At 65.7% G+C, this 16,957-nt stretch carries 21 protein-coding genes; 12 read left to right on the plus strand and 9 right to left on the minus strand.

Going from position 1 to position 16,957, the window contains the following annotated elements; all coding sequences use genetic code 11:
* Positions 1 to 69 precede the first annotated feature (69 nt).
* From tenA to ACNO8S_RS11140, 5 genes are all read left to right on the plus strand, one after another.
* Positions 70 to 729 carry a thiaminase II gene (gene tenA / locus ACNO8S_RS11120; RefSeq protein ID WP_064288894.1) on the plus strand — a complete coding sequence of 220 codons (660 nt, stop codon included), beginning with the start codon at positions 70 to 72 and terminating at the stop codon, positions 727 to 729.
* Positions 726 to 1,490: a TenA family protein gene (locus ACNO8S_RS11125; protein ID WP_420181909.1), complete on the plus strand. Its 765-nt coding sequence runs from the start codon at positions 726 to 728 to the stop codon at positions 1,488 to 1,490. The genes tenA and ACNO8S_RS11125 overlap by 4 nt, the downstream gene beginning before the upstream one ends.
* On the plus strand, positions 1,491 to 2,999 hold the full coding sequence (locus ACNO8S_RS11130; RefSeq protein WP_146417036.1) for a sodium:solute symporter family protein: 1,509 nt from the start codon (positions 1,491 to 1,493) through the stop codon (positions 2,997 to 2,999).
* Positions 2,996 to 3,124, plus strand: a complete 129-nt coding sequence (locus ACNO8S_RS11135; RefSeq protein WP_004957827.1) for a hypothetical protein — start codon at positions 2,996 to 2,998, stop codon at positions 3,122 to 3,124. Before ACNO8S_RS11130 ends, ACNO8S_RS11135 begins: the two co-directional genes overlap by 4 nt.
* Before the next feature lie 83 nt (positions 3,125 to 3,207).
* Complete coding sequence (locus ACNO8S_RS11140; RefSeq protein ID WP_014041000.1) at positions 3,208 to 3,603, plus strand: universal stress protein; 396 nt, start codon at positions 3,208 to 3,210, stop codon at positions 3,601 to 3,603.
* 53 nt (positions 3,604 to 3,656) lie between these two features.
* On the opposite strand, the gene psmB is transcribed toward ACNO8S_RS11140, so the two are convergent.
* The 3 genes from psmB to pth2 all read right to left on the minus strand — a co-directional run bounded on the left by psmB (position 3,657) and on the right by pth2 (position 5,491).
* Positions 3,657 to 4,349, minus strand: coding sequence for an archaeal proteasome endopeptidase complex subunit beta (psmB, locus tag ACNO8S_RS11145; protein ID WP_014041001.1), 693 nt, complete (start codon positions 4,347 to 4,349; stop codon positions 3,657 to 3,659).
* Complete coding sequence (gene psmA, locus ACNO8S_RS11150; protein WP_007188840.1) at positions 4,349 to 5,083, minus strand: archaeal proteasome endopeptidase complex subunit alpha; 735 nt, start codon at positions 5,081 to 5,083, stop codon at positions 4,349 to 4,351. Before psmA ends, psmB begins: the two co-directional genes overlap by 1 nt.
* 69 nt (positions 5,084 to 5,152) lie before the next feature.
* Positions 5,153 to 5,491, minus strand: coding sequence for a peptidyl-tRNA hydrolase Pth2 (pth2, locus tag ACNO8S_RS11155; RefSeq protein WP_420181910.1), 339 nt, complete (start codon positions 5,489 to 5,491; stop codon positions 5,153 to 5,155).
* Positions 5,492 to 5,568: 77 nt separating this feature from the next.
* Between pth2 and ACNO8S_RS11160 the strand changes: the two genes are divergently transcribed.
* Genes ACNO8S_RS11160 through ACNO8S_RS11175 form a run of 4 tightly spaced genes read left to right on the plus strand, consistent with a single transcriptional unit; the run spans position 5,569 to position 8,517 of the window.
* A complete protein-coding gene (locus ACNO8S_RS11160) occupies positions 5,569 to 6,312 on the plus strand; it encodes a YIP1 family protein (RefSeq protein ID WP_014041003.1) in 744 nt (247 codons plus the stop codon).
* 41 nt (positions 6,313 to 6,353) lie between these two features.
* Entirely contained in the window at positions 6,354 to 6,941 is a 588-nt protein-coding gene (gene dcd, locus ACNO8S_RS11165; RefSeq protein ID WP_008312536.1) for a dCTP deaminase, read from the plus strand.
* A gap of 32 nt (positions 6,942 to 6,973) precedes the next feature.
* Positions 6,974 to 7,870 (plus strand): thiamine-phosphate synthase family protein, encoded by an 897-nt coding sequence (locus ACNO8S_RS11170; protein ID WP_064288890.1) that lies wholly within the window; start codon positions 6,974 to 6,976, stop codon positions 7,868 to 7,870.
* On the plus strand, positions 7,867 to 8,517 hold the full coding sequence (locus ACNO8S_RS11175) for a methyltransferase domain-containing protein (RefSeq protein WP_064288889.1): 651 nt from the start codon (positions 7,867 to 7,869) through the stop codon (positions 8,515 to 8,517). The genes ACNO8S_RS11170 and ACNO8S_RS11175 overlap by 4 nt, the downstream gene beginning before the upstream one ends.
* Positions 8,518 to 8,600: 83 nt before the next feature.
* Here ACNO8S_RS11175 and ACNO8S_RS11180 read toward each other — a convergent pair whose 3' ends face one another.
* Positions 8,601 to 9,473 carry an ABC transporter permease gene (locus ACNO8S_RS11180; RefSeq protein WP_420181911.1) on the minus strand — a complete coding sequence of 291 codons (873 nt, stop codon included), beginning with the start codon at positions 9,471 to 9,473 and terminating at the stop codon, positions 8,601 to 8,603.
* Positions 9,470 to 10,537 carry an ATP-binding cassette domain-containing protein gene (locus tag ACNO8S_RS11185; RefSeq protein ID WP_420181912.1) on the minus strand — a complete coding sequence of 356 codons (1,068 nt, stop codon included), beginning with the start codon at positions 10,535 to 10,537 and terminating at the stop codon, positions 9,470 to 9,472. The genes ACNO8S_RS11180 and ACNO8S_RS11185 overlap by 4 nt, the downstream gene beginning before the upstream one ends.
* 89 nt (positions 10,538 to 10,626) lie before the next feature.
* On the opposite strand from ACNO8S_RS11185, the gene ACNO8S_RS11190 reads away from it, so the two are divergent.
* Complete coding sequence (locus ACNO8S_RS11190) at positions 10,627 to 11,301, plus strand: helix-turn-helix domain-containing protein (protein WP_420181913.1); 675 nt, start codon at positions 10,627 to 10,629, stop codon at positions 11,299 to 11,301.
* Here ACNO8S_RS11190 and ACNO8S_RS11195 read toward each other — a convergent pair.
* Together ACNO8S_RS11195 and ACNO8S_RS11200 are read right to left on the minus strand one after the other, a co-directional pair.
* Positions 11,298 to 12,059, minus strand: coding sequence for a DUF7001 family protein (locus tag ACNO8S_RS11195; RefSeq protein ID WP_420181914.1), 762 nt, complete (start codon positions 12,057 to 12,059; stop codon positions 11,298 to 11,300). The two genes, ACNO8S_RS11190 and ACNO8S_RS11195, sit on opposite strands and share 4 nt — an antisense overlap.
* A gap of 149 nt (positions 12,060 to 12,208) precedes the next feature.
* Positions 12,209 to 12,697 carry an HTH domain-containing protein gene (locus ACNO8S_RS11200; protein ID WP_044951969.1) on the minus strand — a complete coding sequence of 163 codons (489 nt, stop codon included), beginning with the start codon at positions 12,695 to 12,697 and terminating at the stop codon, positions 12,209 to 12,211.
* 210 nt (positions 12,698 to 12,907) lie between these two features.
* Here ACNO8S_RS11200 and ACNO8S_RS11205 point away from each other — a divergent pair, with 210 nt between their 5' ends.
* Complete coding sequence (locus ACNO8S_RS11205; RefSeq protein ID WP_014041011.1) at positions 12,908 to 13,612, plus strand: class I SAM-dependent methyltransferase; 705 nt, start codon at positions 12,908 to 12,910, stop codon at positions 13,610 to 13,612.
* Between the two features lie 132 nt (positions 13,613 to 13,744).
* Here ACNO8S_RS11205 and ACNO8S_RS11210 read toward each other — a convergent pair whose 3' ends face one another.
* Complete coding sequence (locus ACNO8S_RS11210; protein WP_008312519.1) at positions 13,745 to 14,680, minus strand: sulfide-dependent adenosine diphosphate thiazole synthase; 936 nt, start codon at positions 14,678 to 14,680, stop codon at positions 13,745 to 13,747.
* 156 nt (positions 14,681 to 14,836) lie between these two features.
* Here ACNO8S_RS11210 and ACNO8S_RS11215 point away from each other — a divergent pair, with 156 nt between their 5' ends.
* On the plus strand, positions 14,837 to 16,258 hold the full coding sequence (locus ACNO8S_RS11215) for a YjiH family protein (protein WP_064288885.1): 1,422 nt from the start codon (positions 14,837 to 14,839) through the stop codon (positions 16,256 to 16,258).
* On the opposite strand, the gene ACNO8S_RS11220 is transcribed toward ACNO8S_RS11215, so the two are convergent.
* A complete protein-coding gene (locus tag ACNO8S_RS11220; RefSeq protein WP_014041014.1) occupies positions 16,253 to 16,897 on the minus strand; it encodes a helix-turn-helix domain-containing protein in 645 nt (214 codons plus the stop codon). The two genes, ACNO8S_RS11215 and ACNO8S_RS11220, sit on opposite strands and share 6 nt — an antisense overlap.
* Positions 16,898 to 16,957: the final 60 nt, after the last annotated feature.

Raw genomic sequence — 16,957 nt, forward strand, 5'->3', positions numbered from 1 at the left:
AATTACCTTGTTACAACTTGGTTGTATTAGCAGGATATAATACGTCGGAGGTTGTTGTGTTGGCCACCAATGGCGTTCAGCGACCACCTGCTCGACATCGGCGAAGACATCTGGGACGCACAGAAGGACCACCCGTTCGTCCGCGAACTGGCCGACGGGACACTCGACGAAGCGGCGTTCGAGCACTGGGTGAAACAGGACTACCGGTACCTGCAGGACTACGCGCGGCTGTTCGCGCTCGCCGGCGCGACGGCAAACGACGAATCGACGATGACGCACCTGCTCGGGGTCGCCCATCAGGTGCTCGACACCGAGATGGACCTCCACCGGGAGTTCGCGTCGGACTACGGCATCTCGCGTCGTGAGTTGGAGTCTACCGAGAAAGCTCCGACCTGTCTGGCGTACACGAACTTCCTCGTCCGAACGGCCTATGAGGGCCACGAGGCGGAGATCGCCGCCGCGCTGTACCCCTGTATGCAGGGGTACCTCGACGTGGCCGAACACATGGCCGACCTGGCCGACGGTGAGCACCGGTACACGCCCTTTATCGAGATGTACACCAGCGACGACTTCCGCGAGGCGACGGGCTGGTGTCGGGCGTACGTCGACCGCTGTGGCGAGCGCTATCCCGGCCAGCACGACGCCATGGAAGCGGCATTTCGCACGAGCGCGAAACTCGAACACCGGTTCTGGGAGATGGCCTACACGCAGGAGGGGTGGGAGTTATGACTGGTGAGACGTACTCGGCGTACGCCGAGCGAACCGACGAACCCCGATTCACCGACTGGCTCCGGGAGCAGAGTCAACCGGACTGGGACGCCGCCGTCGAGCACCGCTTTGTCGAGGAACTCGGGGCCGGTACGCTCGACGAGGACGCGTTCGCCGGGTATCTGGTACAGGACTACGCCTTCGTCGACGAACTCGTCGGGACGTTCGGCCACGCGGTCGGGCAGGCCCCAGATATGGCCGCCAAACGCCAGTTTGTGGAGTTTCTCGATACCGTGACCGACGAGGAAGACGACTACTTCGAGCGCTCTTTTGCCGCACTCGGCGTCGAAGATTCGCGCTGGCAAGACCCCGAGCCGACGGACGCGACGGCGGCGTTCGTCGACCTGCTGGGTCGTGCCGCCCGAGAGGGGGGCTACGCCGAGACGCTGGCCGTCCTCGTCCCGGCAGAGTGGATATACGAGTCGTGGGCGACGGCCGCCGCGGCGGCCCACGGCGACCCGGACAGCGACGGCCTCCCCAGCTCCGGGATGGGACTGCCGTTCTACTTCGCCGAGTGGGTCGATCTCCACGCCGTCGACTCCTTCGTCGCGTTCGTCGACTGGCTCCGGGGCGAACTCGACGCCGTCGGGCCGACGCTTTCGCCCCGCCGGGAGGCCCGCGTCGCGTCGCTGTTCGACCGCACGGTCACGCTCGAACAGCAGTTCTTCGAGACGGCCTACGAGGAAACCGCTGAGACGCCCGACCACGAGGTGAGCCCGTAGATGGTATCCTCAGCTATCGTTCTCGGTCTGACCGCGGCGACCGTTCTCGTGTTCACCGGCATCGGCCTCTTCGCCGCCCGCGGCCGAATCGACTCGGTGGAGACGTACATCTCGGCCCGTGACTCGGCCGGTAGTGGGACCCTCGCTGCGACGGTCATCGCGTCGATGATGGGCGTCTGGATTCTGCTGAGCCCCGCCGAGGCCGGGGCCGCCTTCGGTGGGCTGCCCGCCGTGCTGGGCTACGCCATCGGCAGCGCGATTCCACTTCTCCTCTTTATTCCAGTCGGCGCTCGCATCCGCGAGGTGATGCCCGCAGGCCACTCGCTGACGGAGTTCGCCTACGCTCGCTTTGGCTCCGGGATGTACCTGCTCGTCCTGCTAGTCTCAGTGTTTTACATGTTCATCTTCCTCGCCGCGGAGATGACCGGTATCGCCGGCGCGCTCGCGCTCGTCGCAGACGTGCCGCTCTGGCAGACCTCGCTGCTCATCGGCGGCTTCGTCCTCGTCTACACGGCCTACGGCGGCCTGCTTGCGAGCATCGTCACCGACACCGTCCAGACGCTGGTCATCCTGCCGCTTCTGGCCGTCGGCTTCGGCGGCGCGCTCCTCTCGCTGGGCGGGACGAGCGAGTTCCACGCGACGGTGGTGTCGGCCGACCCGACGCTGCTGGACCCCGGATTCGGCCCCGGCCTGGAGTTCGGGCTGTACGTCGCCTTCGCTCTCCTGGGCGCGAACATGCTGAACCAGGGGGTCTGGCAGCGGGTGTACGCCGCCGACGGGGAGCGCGCCCTCCGTCGCGGACTGGGCATCGCCGCCGTCGTCGTCGTGCCGATGCTCCTGCTCGCCGGCCTGTTCGGCATCGCCGCCGCGGGGCTGGGCCTCACGGAATCCGGTTCCGCCAGTATCGCCTTCTTCCTCGTGGTGGCGGAGGCGTTCCCGACGTGGGTGACCCTCGCCATCGTTGTCCTCGCCGTATTGCTGGTGATGAGTTCCGCCGATACGATGTTCAACGCTATCGCCAGCGTCGTTACGGCCGACCTCGCCCGGTTGCTCGACGATCCCGACCAGCGGACCCTGTGGCTGGGCGGGCGCGGGCTGACGGTCGCCGTCGCGCTCGCCGCGATGTTCATCGGTGCGCAGGGGTACAGCGTCCTCCAGTTGTTCCTGACTGCCGACCTGCTGGCGGCTGGCGTCTTCGTGCCCTTCCTCGCCGGTCTCTACACCGAGCGGCTCACCGGGCCGGGTGCGTTAGTCTCCGGCATTGCGGGGCTACTTGTCGGGTTCGCCTACTTCCCGTCGCTCCGTGGCCTCGTCGCCGCCGTGCCAGGCGTCGGGAGTATGCTGCCAGCGCCGTCGTTCCTCATTGCCTTCGCTGGCGCGACGCTCGTCTCGGCCGCCCTCACCGTGGTTGCGACGCTTCTCGGCGGGGCCGACGCCGACCTCGAAAGCCTCGGCCGGGAGGTCCGTGCGCTTGACGATCCGGTGGCCGACGGGGGGTCCGAGCAATGACGCTACCAGCCGTCCTCCCCCTCGCCGCACTCGGGTCGACGGCGTTCGCGGCGCTGGCCTGGGGGTCGATTCTGCTTGTGCTCGCTGTCTTTCTCGCCGTCGGCTGGCTGGTCCTGACCGAGTAGTCCGGCGACCGTGAGAGTCCGGATATACGGCGTTTCGTGGTAACAAGACACATACTTATCATGATGGGTGAGGAACGTCGCATATGCAGACTTTCGTGCTCGCAACCAATTCCGAGACAGTCAGCCAGACACTGTGTTCATACCTCGAAGACGTCCTCGACCCGGACGACAGCGTATACGCGGTCAACTCACAACCGGGCGGAGACAGGACGCCACCGGATGCGGTTGCCGACGGGAAGGCCGCACTCGAAGTCGTCTCGGACCGTCTGGGCGACCAGGTGTCCGTCGAGACCTACCAGATAATCCGGGGGAACAGCCCGGCTGAAGATATCTTCGACATCGCCGAAGAGGTCGATGCCGACGAACTCGTCATCGGCGTCCGCAAGCGGAGCCAGACCGACCGGCTCATCTTCGGGAGCGTCGCCCAAGATATCATGCGGCAGTCGAACTACCCAATGCGGGTCGTGCCGCGGGAGTAGCGACTGGCCGCCGGTAACGGACCGCAGAGAAAGCAAAGACCGAGACAGCCGCGCTATTCGGCCGACTCGTAGTCGTCGAAGGCGTCGATCTCGACGCCCTCGTCGGTGATTTCAGCCAGCACGACACCGTTGCCGGACCCGGTGTCACGCTCGGCCGCGGCGTTGACCGCGCGAATCGCCAGATTGCGAGCCTCGGAGAGACTCATCTCGGGGTCGTACTGCCCTTCGATGGTCCCCGTCGCGACCATCGTCCCGGAGCCGGTGACGGTGTAGTCGTCTTCGAGCACGCCGCCAGCTGGGTCGACGCTGTAGACGTGGCTGCCTTCTTCGTCGACGCCGCCGACGATCGGGTTGATGGCGAAGTACGGGCCACCGCGGGCGAAGTTACCCGCGAGCGTCGCCAGCGCGTGAATCGAGAGCGGTTCGTCGCGGCGGACCTCGTAGAGGTCGGCCTCGGCGCGCAGCGAGCGGATGAACGACTGGGCCCCGCCGACGCTGCCGACCAGCGTCATCGCGGCCGTCGGGTGGATCTGCTCGACCTTCTGGACCTGCTTGTTCGAGACGAAACGGCCGCCCAGCGAGGCGCGGCGGTCCGTCGCGATGATGACGCCGTTCTCCGTCGAGATGCCGACGGTCGTCGTCCCGGTCTTGACGACGTTCTCCTCGTCGCGGCCGCCGTCCTCGTTCGGCAGGTTGCCGACCTCGGGTTCGTAGGCGTCGGTCAGTCGGTTCTCGGGGTCGTACATCAGTTCTCACCTCCGAGTTCGAACTCTTCCAGGCGCTCGGCGATGTCGTCCTCGGCGAGCTTTTCGAACTGCTCGCTTTCCACGTCGATGGTGGCGATGTCGACGCCGGTCGCGTCGAGGCCGTCCTCGTTGACCGAGGCCAGCGCCCGGAGCGCGAGTTCGATGCCGGCTTCGAGGTCCATCTCCTCGGCGTACTCGTCTTCAAGGAACGTCTGGATGTCCTCGCGGGAGCCGCCGATGGCGACTGCCTGCCACTCGTAGGGCGTTCCCGAGGGGTCTGTCTCGAACAGCCGGGGTTCGCCGTCCTCGATACCGGCGACGAGTAGCGCCACACCGAACGGGCGTGCGCCGCCGGTCTGGGTGTACTGCTGGATGTAGTCCGTAATCTCCTTCGTCAGCGACTCGACGGAGGCGGGCTCGTCGTAGCGCAGACGGTTGACCTGGGCTTGGCGGCGCGCCACGTCGATGAGCTGGCGCGCGTCGGCCACATGGCCCGCGCTGGCGACGCCGACGTGAGAATCGATCTCGTGGATCTTCTCGATGCTGTCGCGCTCGATGAGCGGGGACCGGGCGTGGCGGTCAGCGGCGATGACCACGCCGTCCTCGGTGCGGACCCCGACGCTCGCGGTTCCGCGCTTGACGGCTTCTCGTGCGTACTCGACCTGATAGAGGCGTCCGTCCGGGGAGAAGATGGTAATCCCGCGGTCGTAGGCCTGTTGTTCGTTTCCTTGCATGATGTATCGTGTTGTTGTTCACCTGAGGTTAGGGTTGCTCTTATATAACCGTATCGCGGGCCGCTGCCCTCAGAACAGCGGCAGGTCGCCGGTGACGCGGTCCACCAGCTCGTCCTCGGCGGGGCCGACGGCGAGTGCCGTGACAGTCCCCGGGTCGAGCTGTGTGTGGCCGGCGTCTCGGACGACCGCATGCGGCAGGCCTTCGCGCTCGGCCACGTCCGCGAGTTCGAACAGCTCGGACTCGCTGGTGACCTTCAGGACGACTTTCTTCTGCCCCGCGCCCTTCCAGGCTTTGCGGGGTTTCGGGCCGGCGTCCTCGTAGGCCGACAGCGAGGCGTGGGCAACCTGGGCGGCGAGCTTGCCCTCGCCCATGCCGATGTTGGCCCGCGCGACGATAGCCTGCTTCATACGATTACATGGCCACCCGTACTTAAACGCCCGTCGGACTCCCTCCACGGTTGCACATACCACAGAGTACATACGCCGTGGCCGAGCACACCCCGGAGATGCCCTCCATCATCCGAACGTTCCTCCTGCGACCGGGCGCGTTCTTCGAACAGCGACGTGACCGGCTGAACGGACTCCGTGGCGGCGGCCTCGCTCTCGGCATCGCTGTCGTCGTCACAATCGTTCTCGGAGTCGCGCTCCGGCTGTTCGCTGACCAGTTCACCGGCACCGTCGAGCGAGACAACCCCGCACGGCCGCCGGAACAGCTGTGCGAAGACGGCGGCGTCGGCGGAATAACCGTGTCCGGCTGTGACGAACCGGCGACACAGACCGTCGAAGTCGGGTCGTTCATCTGGGACTACGCGACTAGGGCCCTTCCAAGACTGTTTTTCGGCTTGATTATCGCCTGGATCGGACTGATGATCGGGCTGTATGTCGGCGCAAAGCTAGCCGGCGGCTCCGGGCGGTTCGGCGAGACGGCAGAGATCACCGCCTGGGGACTGCTCCCGTCCGTTGTCGGCGTTGCCGCTGGCGGTGCTGCACTCGTCTTCTTCGCTGCCACCACCGACCTCTCCGCGTCCTCGCCGGAGCTCCTACTCGAACAGGTACGGCGTCTACAGAACGGCCTCTCCGGACTCGTATTTCTCGCAATACAGGTCGGGACAGCGGCCTGGCAGGCGTACGTCTGGGCTGGCGGCCTCCGGGTCGTCCACGAGATCAGCAGGTACGCAGCAGTCGCCATCGCCGTCATCGCCGCGACGCTCCCCGTGATTGCCTCCTGAGAATCGGGGAGTTTAGGCTTCCGGCCGCACACGCCACTGTCATGATACTCTCAGATGCGGATATTCTCCGGCGGCTGGAACAGGGAGACCTCGTCGTCGAACCGCTCGACGACCCGGACATCCAGATTCAGCCGGCCAGCGTCGACCTCCGTCTCGGTCGTGAGTTCCTGGAGTTCCAGCACGCCAACATCCCCTGTATCCACCCGAACTCCGAGGACGAAGTCGCCGACTACGTCGAGGAGACTGTCGTCGAGGAAGACGAGGAGTTCATCCTCCACCCCGGCGACTTCGTGCTGGGGACGACCCACGAGCGCGTCGCCATCCCCGACGACCTCATCGCCCACGTCGAAGGGCGCTCCTCGCTGGGCCGACTTGCGATTGTGGTACACGCGACGGCCGGCCTGTGTGACCCCGGCTACGAGGGCCAGATTACCCTCGAACTGTCGAACCTCGGCACTGCGCCCGTTGCGCTCACGCCCGGAATGCGAATCTCGCAGCTCACCTTTACCGAACTCAAGACACCCGCCGACCGCCCGTATGGGGCCGAACGCGGCTCGAAGTACCAGGGCCAGTCCGGACCGCAGGCGAGCAAGATACAGGGAGATAGAGAATTCGGGGGCGACCAATGAACGGGACGGCTCACGGTGGAGGGCGGCGATAGATGCGGTTCATCGAGGAAATCGTCGTCGACGACTTCCTGCCGACGTTTCGCTCGCTGCTGGCCGACGCCCTCAGAGAGCGCGGGCTGACACAGTCCGAAGTCGCTGACCTGCTGGGCATCAGCCAGAGTGCGGTCTCGAAGTACGTCCACGGCGACGTGGCGCGTCAGGAGGACCTGCTGGCCCACCGCGGGCTGGAGGAACTGGTCGAGCGACTGGCTGACGGGCTGGCGGACGGCGATATGAGTCCGGTACAAGCGCTGGTCGAAACAGAAGTGTTCATCCGCGAACTCGAACAGGGCGGCGTCCTCGCGCAGTTACACGAGGATGCGGTTCCGGAACTCGGCGCGTACGACGACGAGTTCGCCGTCCACGACCCGGACTCACAGCTCCGGTCGGCCGAGCGGACGCTCGCGTCGGTGCGGCGGGGGCTCAGCGTGCTGGAAAACACCAGCGGGTTCGCGACGCTCATTCCGGCGGTCGGGTCGAACCTCGTCCAGTGTCTCCCCGAGGCCGATAGCATCGAGGACGTGGCCGCCGTCCCGGGGCGGATTCTCGACGTGAAAGGACGGGCAACGATTCCGGCGGACCCGGAGTTCGGCGTCAGCGAGCACGTCGCGTCGCTGTTGCTGGCGGCGCGGGCCGCCGGAAGCGACGCCCGCGCGGTGTTGAACGTCCGGTACGACGACGGCGTCGTGACCGCGCTACGAGATGCCGGTCGGACCGTGGTCGAGTTCGACGCCGAGGAGAGCGTCGAGCCCGCCGTCGCGGCCGCGCTGGCTGACGACCCAGCGGCCGACGTGCTCTACCACACCGGCGCGATGGGTATCGAGCCGGTGGTGTACCTGCTCGGGGACGACGCTGTGTCGGTCGCTGAAACGGCGCGCGAAATCCTGTGACCGACGCGCAATCATTCTACGGCCGGTGGGCGCGAGTGTACGACTGGGTAGCGAATGCCCCCGGCGTGGCGTCCTGGCGCGACCGGACGGCGGACTCGCTGGCGCTCGCGCTCGGCGATACCGTCGTCGAAATGGGCTGTGGGACCGGGGCGAACGTGCCGGCCCTCCGCGAGCGAGTCGGGCCGTCGGGTCGGGTCGTCGGCATCGATGTGACCCGAGCGATGCTCGACCGCGCACGCGAACGGCCCGCGAGAACCGGCGAGACCGTTCATTACGTGCAGGCCGACGCCGCCCGCCCGCCAGTTCGAGCGGCGGATGCCGTCCTGGCGACATTCGTTGCCGGTATCTTCGAAGACCCCGCTTCGGCCGTCGACGCGTGGTGTGACAGCGTTGGCCCGGGCGGCCGTGTCGCCCTGCTGAACTTCCAGCGAAGCCCCAGCGCTCTCGCCGCACCGTTGAACCTCGCGTTCGAGGGGTTCGTCCGCCTCTCCGCGCCGGGAACGCGCCTGTCCAGACAGTCACACGTCAGCGCGTTCGAGCGACGGGTGCGGGCGGCCCGCGAACGGCTCACCGAGCGGACGGTTGCGCGCCGCTACGAGACGATGGCCGGCGGGTTCGTCGGCCTGCTCAGCGGGACCGTCGCGTAGCGCACGCGGGTTCCGGCGGGCACCGGGAGGGCCGAAACGCTTCCAGCGGATTCGGCGGGCGGAGAGGGGGCAGGGCGGCCCGGTCACGCCACCTCGGACCCCGTCGCACGGCCCATGAGCCAGACGGAGACGGCACCGAAGACGACATCGAGCGCACAGAGAACCGCGAGCGCCGGCACGAGGGTGTCGTAGACGCCGCCGAACGCCGTCACCTCGACGACTGTCAGCACGTCCCGACCGAGGACCAGCGCTCGAATCGCGTCGACGCCATAGGTGACCGGATTGACCGTGGCGACCACCTGCACCGACTCTGGCAGCGAGGACGCGGGGAGAAACGCCGAGGAGAGGAACAGTAGCGGGAACAGCAGGAGGTTCCCGACCGCGTCGAGCGTCTCCTCGTCCCGGGTCGCCACCGCGACGGCGTTCGAGAGCGCCATGTACCAGAGCGCGAAGAGGACACAGACGAGGACGATGCCGAACAGCCCCACGAGTCCGGTCTCGACGGTGGCGCCCATCGCCAGCCCGAGGCCGAAGATGACGAACACGTAACAGACGAGGCGGAACAGTTCGGCGGCGGCCTTGCCGGCGAAGACGGCGGTCCAGCGCATCGGCGAGACGGTCACCTTCTCGAACATCCCCGTCTGGAGGTCCTCGACCAGTCCGAGGCCGGAGGAGAGCGACGACGACATCGACACCTGGACGACGGCCGCGGGGAGGACGAAGGGGAGGTAGCCGACGCCCTCGAATCCGGCCCGTTCGATAGCGAGAGTGCCGACGTCGCCGAAGACGGCCGTGAACATCAGCAGGGAGAACACCGCCATGAAGAGTTCGAGAAAGACGACGGTCGGATTCCGAATCGCCTTCCGGGTCCACCGCTTGAAATTGACCCAGATGTCTCCGACGAGGGAGTTTCCGGCCGACCGCGACGGACCGGCGTCGACGCCCGCGGAACTCATCGTGTCCCTCCGGACGGCCCCGGCCCGGTTTCGCCGTCGTCCCCAGCGGTGAAGCCGTCGGTTCGCCCGTCCGCGATGGCGAAGAAAACGTCGTCGAGCGTCGGTTCGTCCACGTCGAACCCGGTCACGGCGACGCCCGCCTCGCGGAGCGCAAGCAGGTAGTCCGTGCCGCGCTCGGCGGCGTCCGTCGTCGTCACCCGAACCGTGTCGTCGACGGTTTCGACCGTCGCGTCCGGACCGAAGCGCGTTCCCTTGCGGGCCACGTCGGCCGCCGTTTCGGCGGTCTCACGGCCGCCGTCCACGTCGACTTCGAGGATCTGACCGCCGACGCGGCGCTTCAGTTCGGCGGGCGACCCCGTCGCGGCGATGCGGCCGTCCCGGAGGACCGCGACGCGGTCACAGAGCGCGTCGGCTTCTTCGAGATACTGGGTCGTGAGGAATATCGTGGTCCCCGTCTCGTTGAGCCGGCGGAAGTGGTCCCACAGGCGGTTTCGCGCCTTCGGGTCCATCCCCGTCGTCGGTTCGTCGAGGAAGACGAGGTCCGGGTCGTGGACGAGGGCCGTCACGGCGTCGAGTCGCTTCTTCATCCCGCCGGAGAACCGTTTGGCGGGCGTGTCGGCGACGTCACCGAGGTCCGCGAGTTCGAGCAGTTCCTCGATTCGCTCTGCTCGCCGACCACGCGGGACGCCGTAGGCCTCGCAGGCGAACGCGACGTTCTCCCGCGCGGTCAGTTCCGCGTCGACACTCACGTCCTGTGCCATGTATCCGATGGTCTCCCTGACCGCCGTCTGCGCCGCGGTCGCGTCGTGACCGTTGACGACGACTTCGCCCTCGGTCGGTTCCAGCAGCGTCGCCAACACCTTTACCGCGGTCGTCTTGCCAGCACCGTTCGGCCCGAGGAACCCGAAGAACTCGCCACGAGGGACGGTGAGCGACACGTCCCGGACGGCCGTCGTTCCGTCCGCGTAGGTGACGCGCAGGCCGTCGACGCGTATTGCCGCCGTCGAAGCGGCAGCCGACCGATCGGGAGCGTTCGCGACACGTCGCTGTTTCGGTTTCGTCATCGCCGTCAGAGTGGTCGCTCGCCGGTACCGAGAGCGTTCTGTGACGTATGAGAGGTGGGTTTATGTGGCGGTTCCGGCACACATCGGACATGAAACACCTCCGGGTCACCGCTCGCATACCGCCCGACTACGCGCCGGAGTTCTTCGACCTGCTGGCGAACGACCCCGAAATCGAGGAGTCGCGCATCGTCGACTGGAACCGCACCCCCGAAGGGTGTGATACCGTGCTGTTCGCCATCGACGGCGACGCGACCCGGTTCGTCGACCGCGCGCCCTCGACGCCCGGCGTCGAATCGGTGACGCTCTTGGGGGCCAAGCGGCGACGGACGTACGCACTCGTCGAGAACCGGCCGCTGTCGATGCCGATGTTCGGCGCGATACACGACGCTGGCACTCGTCTCGGCCTCGTTGTCCTCAAGCCGCTCATCTATCGCGACGGCACGGTCTCCTGCCGCGTGGTCGGCGAAGCGGGGCCGCTGCAGGACGCCCTCGACGAGGCTCCCGAACCCATCGACGTCCGGCTGGACAGCATCAGCGCCGTCAGCGACGGACTGGCGCGGCCGTCGTCCAAACTCAGCGAGCGTCAGCGCGAGGCCGTGAGGACGGCCCTCGCCCTGGGTTATTACGACCGGCCTCGCGGTGCGACCCACGAGGACGTGGCCGCCGAGCTGGGGTGTGCCCCCGCGACGGTCAGCGACCACCTCCAGCGCGCCGAGGCGAAACTCGTCCGCGCCGTCATGGACGACTTCGGTCCGACGGTCTAGCGCCGATAGCGCTCGGCGTGGCGGGGACAGAACTCGGTGCCCCGTAACTGGGCGTCGACGACGCCGGGCTGTCGGTGGGGGTTGTGGAGTCGACAGCCCTCGTCGTCGCAGAAGGCCTCGCCGGTGTCGAGGTAGTGGTACGCCTGCAGGACGTATCCCTTGATAGCGTCGGTCGTCCGCGGGTCGTCCTCGACGAGAAACTCGCCCTCGACTTCGTTTTCCAGCACTTCTCGGGGCGGTGCGCCGCCCCCGAACAGGGCGTGTTTCTGCTGTTCCTTGTAGTACTGCTCGGGCTTTGCGGGGGCCTCGTAGAGTCCCGGTACCGAGACGATTGCGGACTGCCCGAGGATGTTTACGCGCTTGTGCCAGCGGCCGTCGTGGTCGCCCCAGGTCCCGACGACGCGGTCCAGCAGCGGGACGTGGAGGTGGTCGAGCGAGCGCTCGGCGTCGGGCAGTCGGTCGCCGAGGGCGCGCTGGACCGCCAGGCCGTCGTAGATGACGCCGCCGGCCCGCTCGGGCGAGTCGAGGGCGCGCTCCTCGTAGCGATCGATACCCAGCATCGTGTTGCCGGTCTCGCGGTCATAGGGCGAGAGCACGCGCGCCTCGGCGAACGACTCCGCCAGGGCCGAATCGCCGTGGCTGGCGAGAAACCGGTCGCGGACAGAGACAGTCGCATCGACACGGGCGTCCAGCCAGTCGGCGATAGCGTCAGCATCGGCGACAGTGGTCGGCGCGCGATACAGTGTGACAGACTCCATATATTGGCCGGTGGTATCGCCGAGTAATACCGTTTACGTCTCGTGGGCCCGGCGGATTTGATACCGGGTGGTGAGGGCGGCGCCCGATTCGAGTTCACCGGTGTCGGCGTCGCCCACTTCAGCGACAGACTGCCCGTCGCTGGAGTGAGCTACGATCCTGTTTCGTGGGGGAGTTCTGGACTCTCTTCGGTGAGGGCGTCGATGAGGTCCATGACCGACCACGTCGTTCCGTCGTCGGTACATGGGTACACCCCGACGAGGTCATCGTCAGCGTAGGCGGCGGCGACAAGCATCGGCAGTCGGAGCACCTCTGTACTCCCGCCGACCAGCAACGAAGACGTTCGCGTTTCGAACGGCGGTCGGAGACTCAGTCCGTGTTCCTCGGCCCACTGTTCGTACCGGTCGACGGTGGCCAGCACGTCACCGTGGCCCTGCTCCTGTGCCATCGGAACCTCCTCGGGCCAGGTCTGTACGGTGAACTCGTCGATGACCCCGGCCGCGTTGAGTTCGGTAAATCGGTCAATAGCCGTTGTTCGCGGCCCACAGACCGGCCGCCTGCTCCAGAGCTGGACGGTAAACGCCCGGGTGGCTGACTCCTCGGCGCTCTGGTCGGTGGTCCGCTGCATCTTTTCAGACATTGGTTGATAATTACTAACATGATGTTTCCATGCTACCATAATTGTTGGCATTTATGCGATATTAGCGCCGCTATAGCACAAATAATGCAAATATAACCGCACATTTGGTCCCTTATTATCTATATAAGTGGACAGATTTCAAACCAGTAGCTATGGGACGGTATCGGTACCATGGGTGTTTTTATACACTAGTGTATAGAAGTGTCCATAATGGCAGACGCATTTGAAGTACAAGAGGAGTTCCGGTTCCTCGGCCGAACGTTTGCGGAGTACTGTCGGCTGTTCGGGCTGGACCCGTCGTCGCTCGGGGGCCACTCGGTGCTGGACTGTCCGGGCGGGCCGGGGTCGTTCACCGCTGTCGCGAGCACGCTGGCCAACAGCGTGGTCGCAGTCGATCCGATGTACGGCCGGACGGTCACTGACCTACAAACAATCTGTCATGACGCCGTCGAACAGACGGTGGCCCAACTGCAGGCACAACGCGAGGCCTTCGTCTGGAGCGAGTACGGCAACCCGGCGACACGGGGCCGGTATCTCAGGGCGGCCGCCGAGCGGTTTCTGGCAGACTACGCGCGACATCCCGGCCGGTACGTCCAGGCTGGCCTGCCCGAGCTCCCTTTCGAGTCGGACGCGTTCGATATTGTGCTGTCGGCGAATCTCCTCTTTCTCTACGATGACCGTCTGGACGAGCAGTTTCACGCTGACGCGATGCTGGAACTGGCCCGCGTCGCCCGCACCGAGGTCCGGGTGTTTCCGCTGCACTCCCTAGATGGCAGTCGCTCGGCGTTCGTCGACCCTGTCCGCAACCGAGTCGAAGACGCGGGCCTCACGACCCGCTTCGAGTCGGTTCCCTACGAGTTCCAGCCCGGCGCGACCGAGGCGCTGGTGGTGACAGACCCCGCCCAGTGGGTATGACCGGTCACAGACAGCGTCGGCTTCGTGCTGGCCTGTCGCTGCCTCCCAGCCCACTCGCTTACAGCGTCAGTCGCAGGAAAACCCTGAGAACTGCATCGCGCCACAGGAACGACCTACAGAGAAGGGAGGGCGTTAGTCGTCAGCAGGGGATGCGGCGTCGCGGCTCGTGACATCGACCGGTTCGGCGTCGACTTCCAGCTCGTCCAGCGCGACCTGCGCGGCGCGCTTGCCGGAGACGAGCATGGCACCGAACGTCGGCCCCATGCGCGGGAGGCCGTAGGTGGTCGCGGTGGCCATACCGGTGACGACGAGGCCGTCGTGGGCGAGGCCGGTGTGTTCGACGACGGCGTCCTCGCTCTCGCCGACCCACATCGAGTCGTGACCGGGCGAGTCGTGGCCGGGTGCGCCGTAGGTGTCGTCGTCGGTCTGGTCCATGCCGCTGGCTTCGTCTTCGAGGCCCGGCGCGTTCAGGACGCCGCGCTCGTCGAGTTTCTTGACGGCCATCGCGTCGTGGCCCGTCGCGTCGATGACGAGGTCAGCCTCGACGGCGATGGGGTCGACGCAGGTGATTTCCCGTGGCAGCGCGTGGACTGGCGTCCAGTTCATGACGATGCCACCGACGCGGTGGTCCTCGCGGATGACGATGTCGGTGAACTCCGTCATGTTCTGCATCTTCGCGCCGGCATCGCAGGCGGCCTTGATGAGGCCGGAACACGCTTCCGGCCCGTTAGCGACGTAGAGGCCCTCGCTGTCCTTGGACTGCTTGTGGTCGACGTCGAGTTCATCGAGCACCTGCTGGGCCGGGTCCCGAACGGTAACCTTGTTCATCAGGAAGCCGCCGAGCCAGAAGCCGCCGCCGAGGTAGTTGTTCTTCTCGACGACCATCACCTGCACGCCGCGCTCGGCGAGTTCCTTTGCGGCCATCAGCCCCGATGGGCCGCCGCCGACGATGATGACATCGGAGTCCGAGAAGTCCATGAACTCCTCGGTCCACTCCTGCCCGATTGCGCGTGTGACCTCTGCTTCGCCAACGTCGCTGAACTGTTCGAATGAATCTGAATCGCTCATACCACCTAGTGATATTCTTTGGTGGTACATAGTCGTTCTGATGGCCTCGTCTGTTTGCTGAATCTCGCGCACGGCCGCTGGCGTGGAAGGCAGTAATAAAAATGGTTCCACGCGGTGGTTTCAGGACTAACTATCAAATGAGAGTATTGTGTGCTAATGTCTACCGAAACAGGCAACACGTACACGGTCGACACTGAACCGGCGGCAAGAGACATCGACGATATCGACCTGCACGAATACGAAACGCGGCCGGTGCTGAAGTTCCTGATCGCGTTTCTCATCGGCGGGGTGTTCTTTCTTCTGCCGGTCCCGTACCAGGGCGAGGTAACAGTCCCGTTCGACATCGTCGTCAGCAACATAACCGGGGCGTTCCCGAACGTCATCGGCGTCTACTCACTGGCGATCATCCTCGCCGGCGGGATACTGACGACGCTCGCGATGGCCAGTGACGGCGAGGTCGCGGGGTACGACCTGTCATCCTTCGAAACCTCGGGAGTCTTCTGGGCGCTCCGAGTCGCCGGCGTGCTCGTCGCGCCAGTGATGTTCTTCAAACTCGGTCCAGAGTGGCTCCACACACCCAGCACCGGCGGGCTGATGTGGGGGACGCTGGTGTACAGCGTCGGCGTCATCATCCCTATCGGGGCCATTTTCATCACGATATTCGTCGAACTCGGCGGGCTGGAGTTCGTCGGAACGCTTGCGAGGCCGATAATGCGACCGTTGTTCAAGGTCCCGGGGCGGGCCGCACTGGACAGTCTCGCATCGTGGGTCGGCTCCTACAGCGTCGGCCTGTACGTCACCCGCAATGTCTTCGAAGACGGCGGCTACCACAAGCGCGACGTGTTTACCATCGCGACGTGCTTTTCGACGGTGTCAATCGGCTTCGTCGGCGTCGTCGCCGCCACGCTCGGGATGCTCCCGAAGTTCCCGCTCATCTTCGGGGCGTACTTCTTCTGTGTCGTCGTCACCGGCGTTATTCTGGTCCGGGTGCCGCCTATCTCCAGGATTCCCGAGGAGTACATCGCTGAACCCGACCCGGAACTCGCCTTCTCCGGGACGCCGTCGGATTACGTCCGGCTGGCGGTCAGCGAGGCCGTCGGCAAGGCCAAGGACGGCGAGACGTTCGCACAGGCAGCCAAACGAGGCTTCGTCGACGGCCTGAAGCTCACCAGTCTCATCCTGGGAACCATCCTCGCTGTTGGACTCGCCGCGACGCTGCTCTCGGCACACACCCCAGTCTTCGACATTCTGGGTCGCCCGTTGACGCCGGTCATCGCTGCGCTTGGAATCCCGAACGCAGAGGTGGTCGCGCCGGCGACCATCGTCGGTATCACCGAGATGTACGTCCCCGTCCTGCTCGTGAGCGAGACAGCGACGAAGGCAAAGTTCTTCGTCGGCGTGCTGGCCGTCTCTCAACTCATCTTCTTCTCCAGCGTCGGCCCGATGATGATGGACATGTTCAGTGACGTCCCCATCCGGTTTCGGGACCTCGTGGCGTTGTTCATCATGCGGACGGTGCTTCTCGTGCCGCTCATCGCCGGCATTACTCACGCTCTCGCTGCGCTGGGCCTCCTATAGGTATTCGACCAGCGCTTCAGCCAGTTTCTTTTCCGCCCGCCGCAAGTGGTCCTCCGCGGTTCGGCGCTCCACGCCCACCTGCTCCGCAATAGCCGCCGTTGTCGTCTCGCGGGGCAGTTCGTAGTACCCCTGCTCGTAGGCCGTCAGGAACACCTCACGCTGCCGCGGCGACAGATCGGGGAGCATAGCATCGACGGTCAAAAGCGGTGCGTCCGGCGTTACGGAAGTAATCTCACGTTTCGATTCGACGGTAACGTCGAACTGTCCTGCCAGGGACTGGTACACTCTGGCCAGTGCGTCGGGGCTGAGACCGAGTGCCCGGACGAGCTTGCCGCCACTGGCGTATTTCAGCGGCGGGACCAGCAGACAGCCCTCGTTCGCCAGAAAGCGCTCGACGTTGTTGTCGAGCTGTGCTTTCAGACACTCCTCAGTGACCAGCACCTGCTCGTCGCCGTTTTCCAGCCGCTCACCGATACCGACGGTGGTGCGCACCTGCTCGATAACGTCCCCGACGTCCCCGCCGCTAACGTGCAGAAGGTCGCTGTGGTCGTTACACCACAGCTCGATGCGGGTGCCGGTCCCGTCGGTTGCCGCCTCGTAGGCCCCGTCGCCGTAGACACGGAACAGTACTTCGTACATAGCTAGCGGTGCACAAGGATATATAAAAACAGTTCCGAACGGTGACGATCTGCTAACACG

The sequence above is a fragment of the Haloarcula sp. KBTZ06 genome (genome assembly GCF_048595605.1).
Classification (GTDB): domain Archaea; phylum Halobacteriota; class Halobacteria; order Halobacteriales; family Haloarculaceae; genus Haloarcula; species Haloarcula hispanica.

Excerpts from the sequence above, each read along its gene's own strand:
- tenA (WP_064288894.1), top strand. The coding sequence starts at position 70 with ATGGCGTTCAGCGACCACCTGCTCGACATCGGCGAAGACATCTGGGAC.
- ACNO8S_RS11125 (WP_420181909.1), top strand. The coding sequence starts at position 726 with ATGACTGGTGAGACGTACTCGGCGTACGCCGAGCGAACCGACGAACCC.
- ACNO8S_RS11130 (WP_146417036.1), top strand. The coding sequence starts at position 1,491 with ATGGTATCCTCAGCTATCGTTCTCGGTCTGACCGCGGCGACCGTTCTC.
- ACNO8S_RS11135 (WP_004957827.1), top strand. The coding sequence starts at position 2,996 with ATGACGCTACCAGCCGTCCTCCCCCTCGCCGCACTCGGGTCGACGGCG.
- ACNO8S_RS11140 (WP_014041000.1), top strand. The coding sequence starts at position 3,208 with ATGCAGACTTTCGTGCTCGCAACCAATTCCGAGACAGTCAGCCAGACA.
- psmB (WP_014041001.1), bottom strand. The coding sequence starts at position 4,349 with ATGTACGACCCCGAGAACCGACTGACCGACGCCTACGAACCCGAGGTC.
- psmA (WP_007188840.1), bottom strand. The coding sequence starts at position 5,083 with ATGCAAGGAAACGAACAACAGGCCTACGACCGCGGGATTACCATCTTC.
- pth2 (WP_420181910.1), bottom strand. The coding sequence starts at position 5,491 with ATGAAGCAGGCTATCGTCGCGCGGGCCAACATCGGCATGGGCGAGGGC.
- dcd (WP_008312536.1), top strand. The coding sequence starts at position 6,354 with ATGATACTCTCAGATGCGGATATTCTCCGGCGGCTGGAACAGGGAGAC.
- ACNO8S_RS11170 (WP_064288890.1), top strand. The coding sequence starts at position 6,974 with ATGCGGTTCATCGAGGAAATCGTCGTCGACGACTTCCTGCCGACGTTT.
- ACNO8S_RS11180 (WP_420181911.1), bottom strand. The coding sequence starts at position 9,473 with ATGAGTTCCGCGGGCGTCGACGCCGGTCCGTCGCGGTCGGCCGGAAAC.
- ACNO8S_RS11185 (WP_420181912.1), bottom strand. The coding sequence starts at position 10,537 with ATGACGAAACCGAAACAGCGACGTGTCGCGAACGCTCCCGATCGGTCG.
- ACNO8S_RS11190 (WP_420181913.1), top strand. The coding sequence starts at position 10,627 with ATGAAACACCTCCGGGTCACCGCTCGCATACCGCCCGACTACGCGCCG.
- ACNO8S_RS11195 (WP_420181914.1), bottom strand. The coding sequence starts at position 12,059 with ATGGAGTCTGTCACACTGTATCGCGCGCCGACCACTGTCGCCGATGCT.
- ACNO8S_RS11200 (WP_044951969.1), bottom strand. The coding sequence starts at position 12,697 with ATGTCTGAAAAGATGCAGCGGACCACCGACCAGAGCGCCGAGGAGTCA.
- ACNO8S_RS11205 (WP_014041011.1), top strand. The coding sequence starts at position 12,908 with ATGGCAGACGCATTTGAAGTACAAGAGGAGTTCCGGTTCCTCGGCCGA.
- ACNO8S_RS11210 (WP_008312519.1), bottom strand. The coding sequence starts at position 14,680 with ATGAGCGATTCAGATTCATTCGAACAGTTCAGCGACGTTGGCGAAGCA.
- ACNO8S_RS11215 (WP_064288885.1), top strand. The coding sequence starts at position 14,837 with ATGTCTACCGAAACAGGCAACACGTACACGGTCGACACTGAACCGGCG.
- ACNO8S_RS11220 (WP_014041014.1), bottom strand. The coding sequence starts at position 16,897 with ATGTACGAAGTACTGTTCCGTGTCTACGGCGACGGGGCCTACGAGGCG.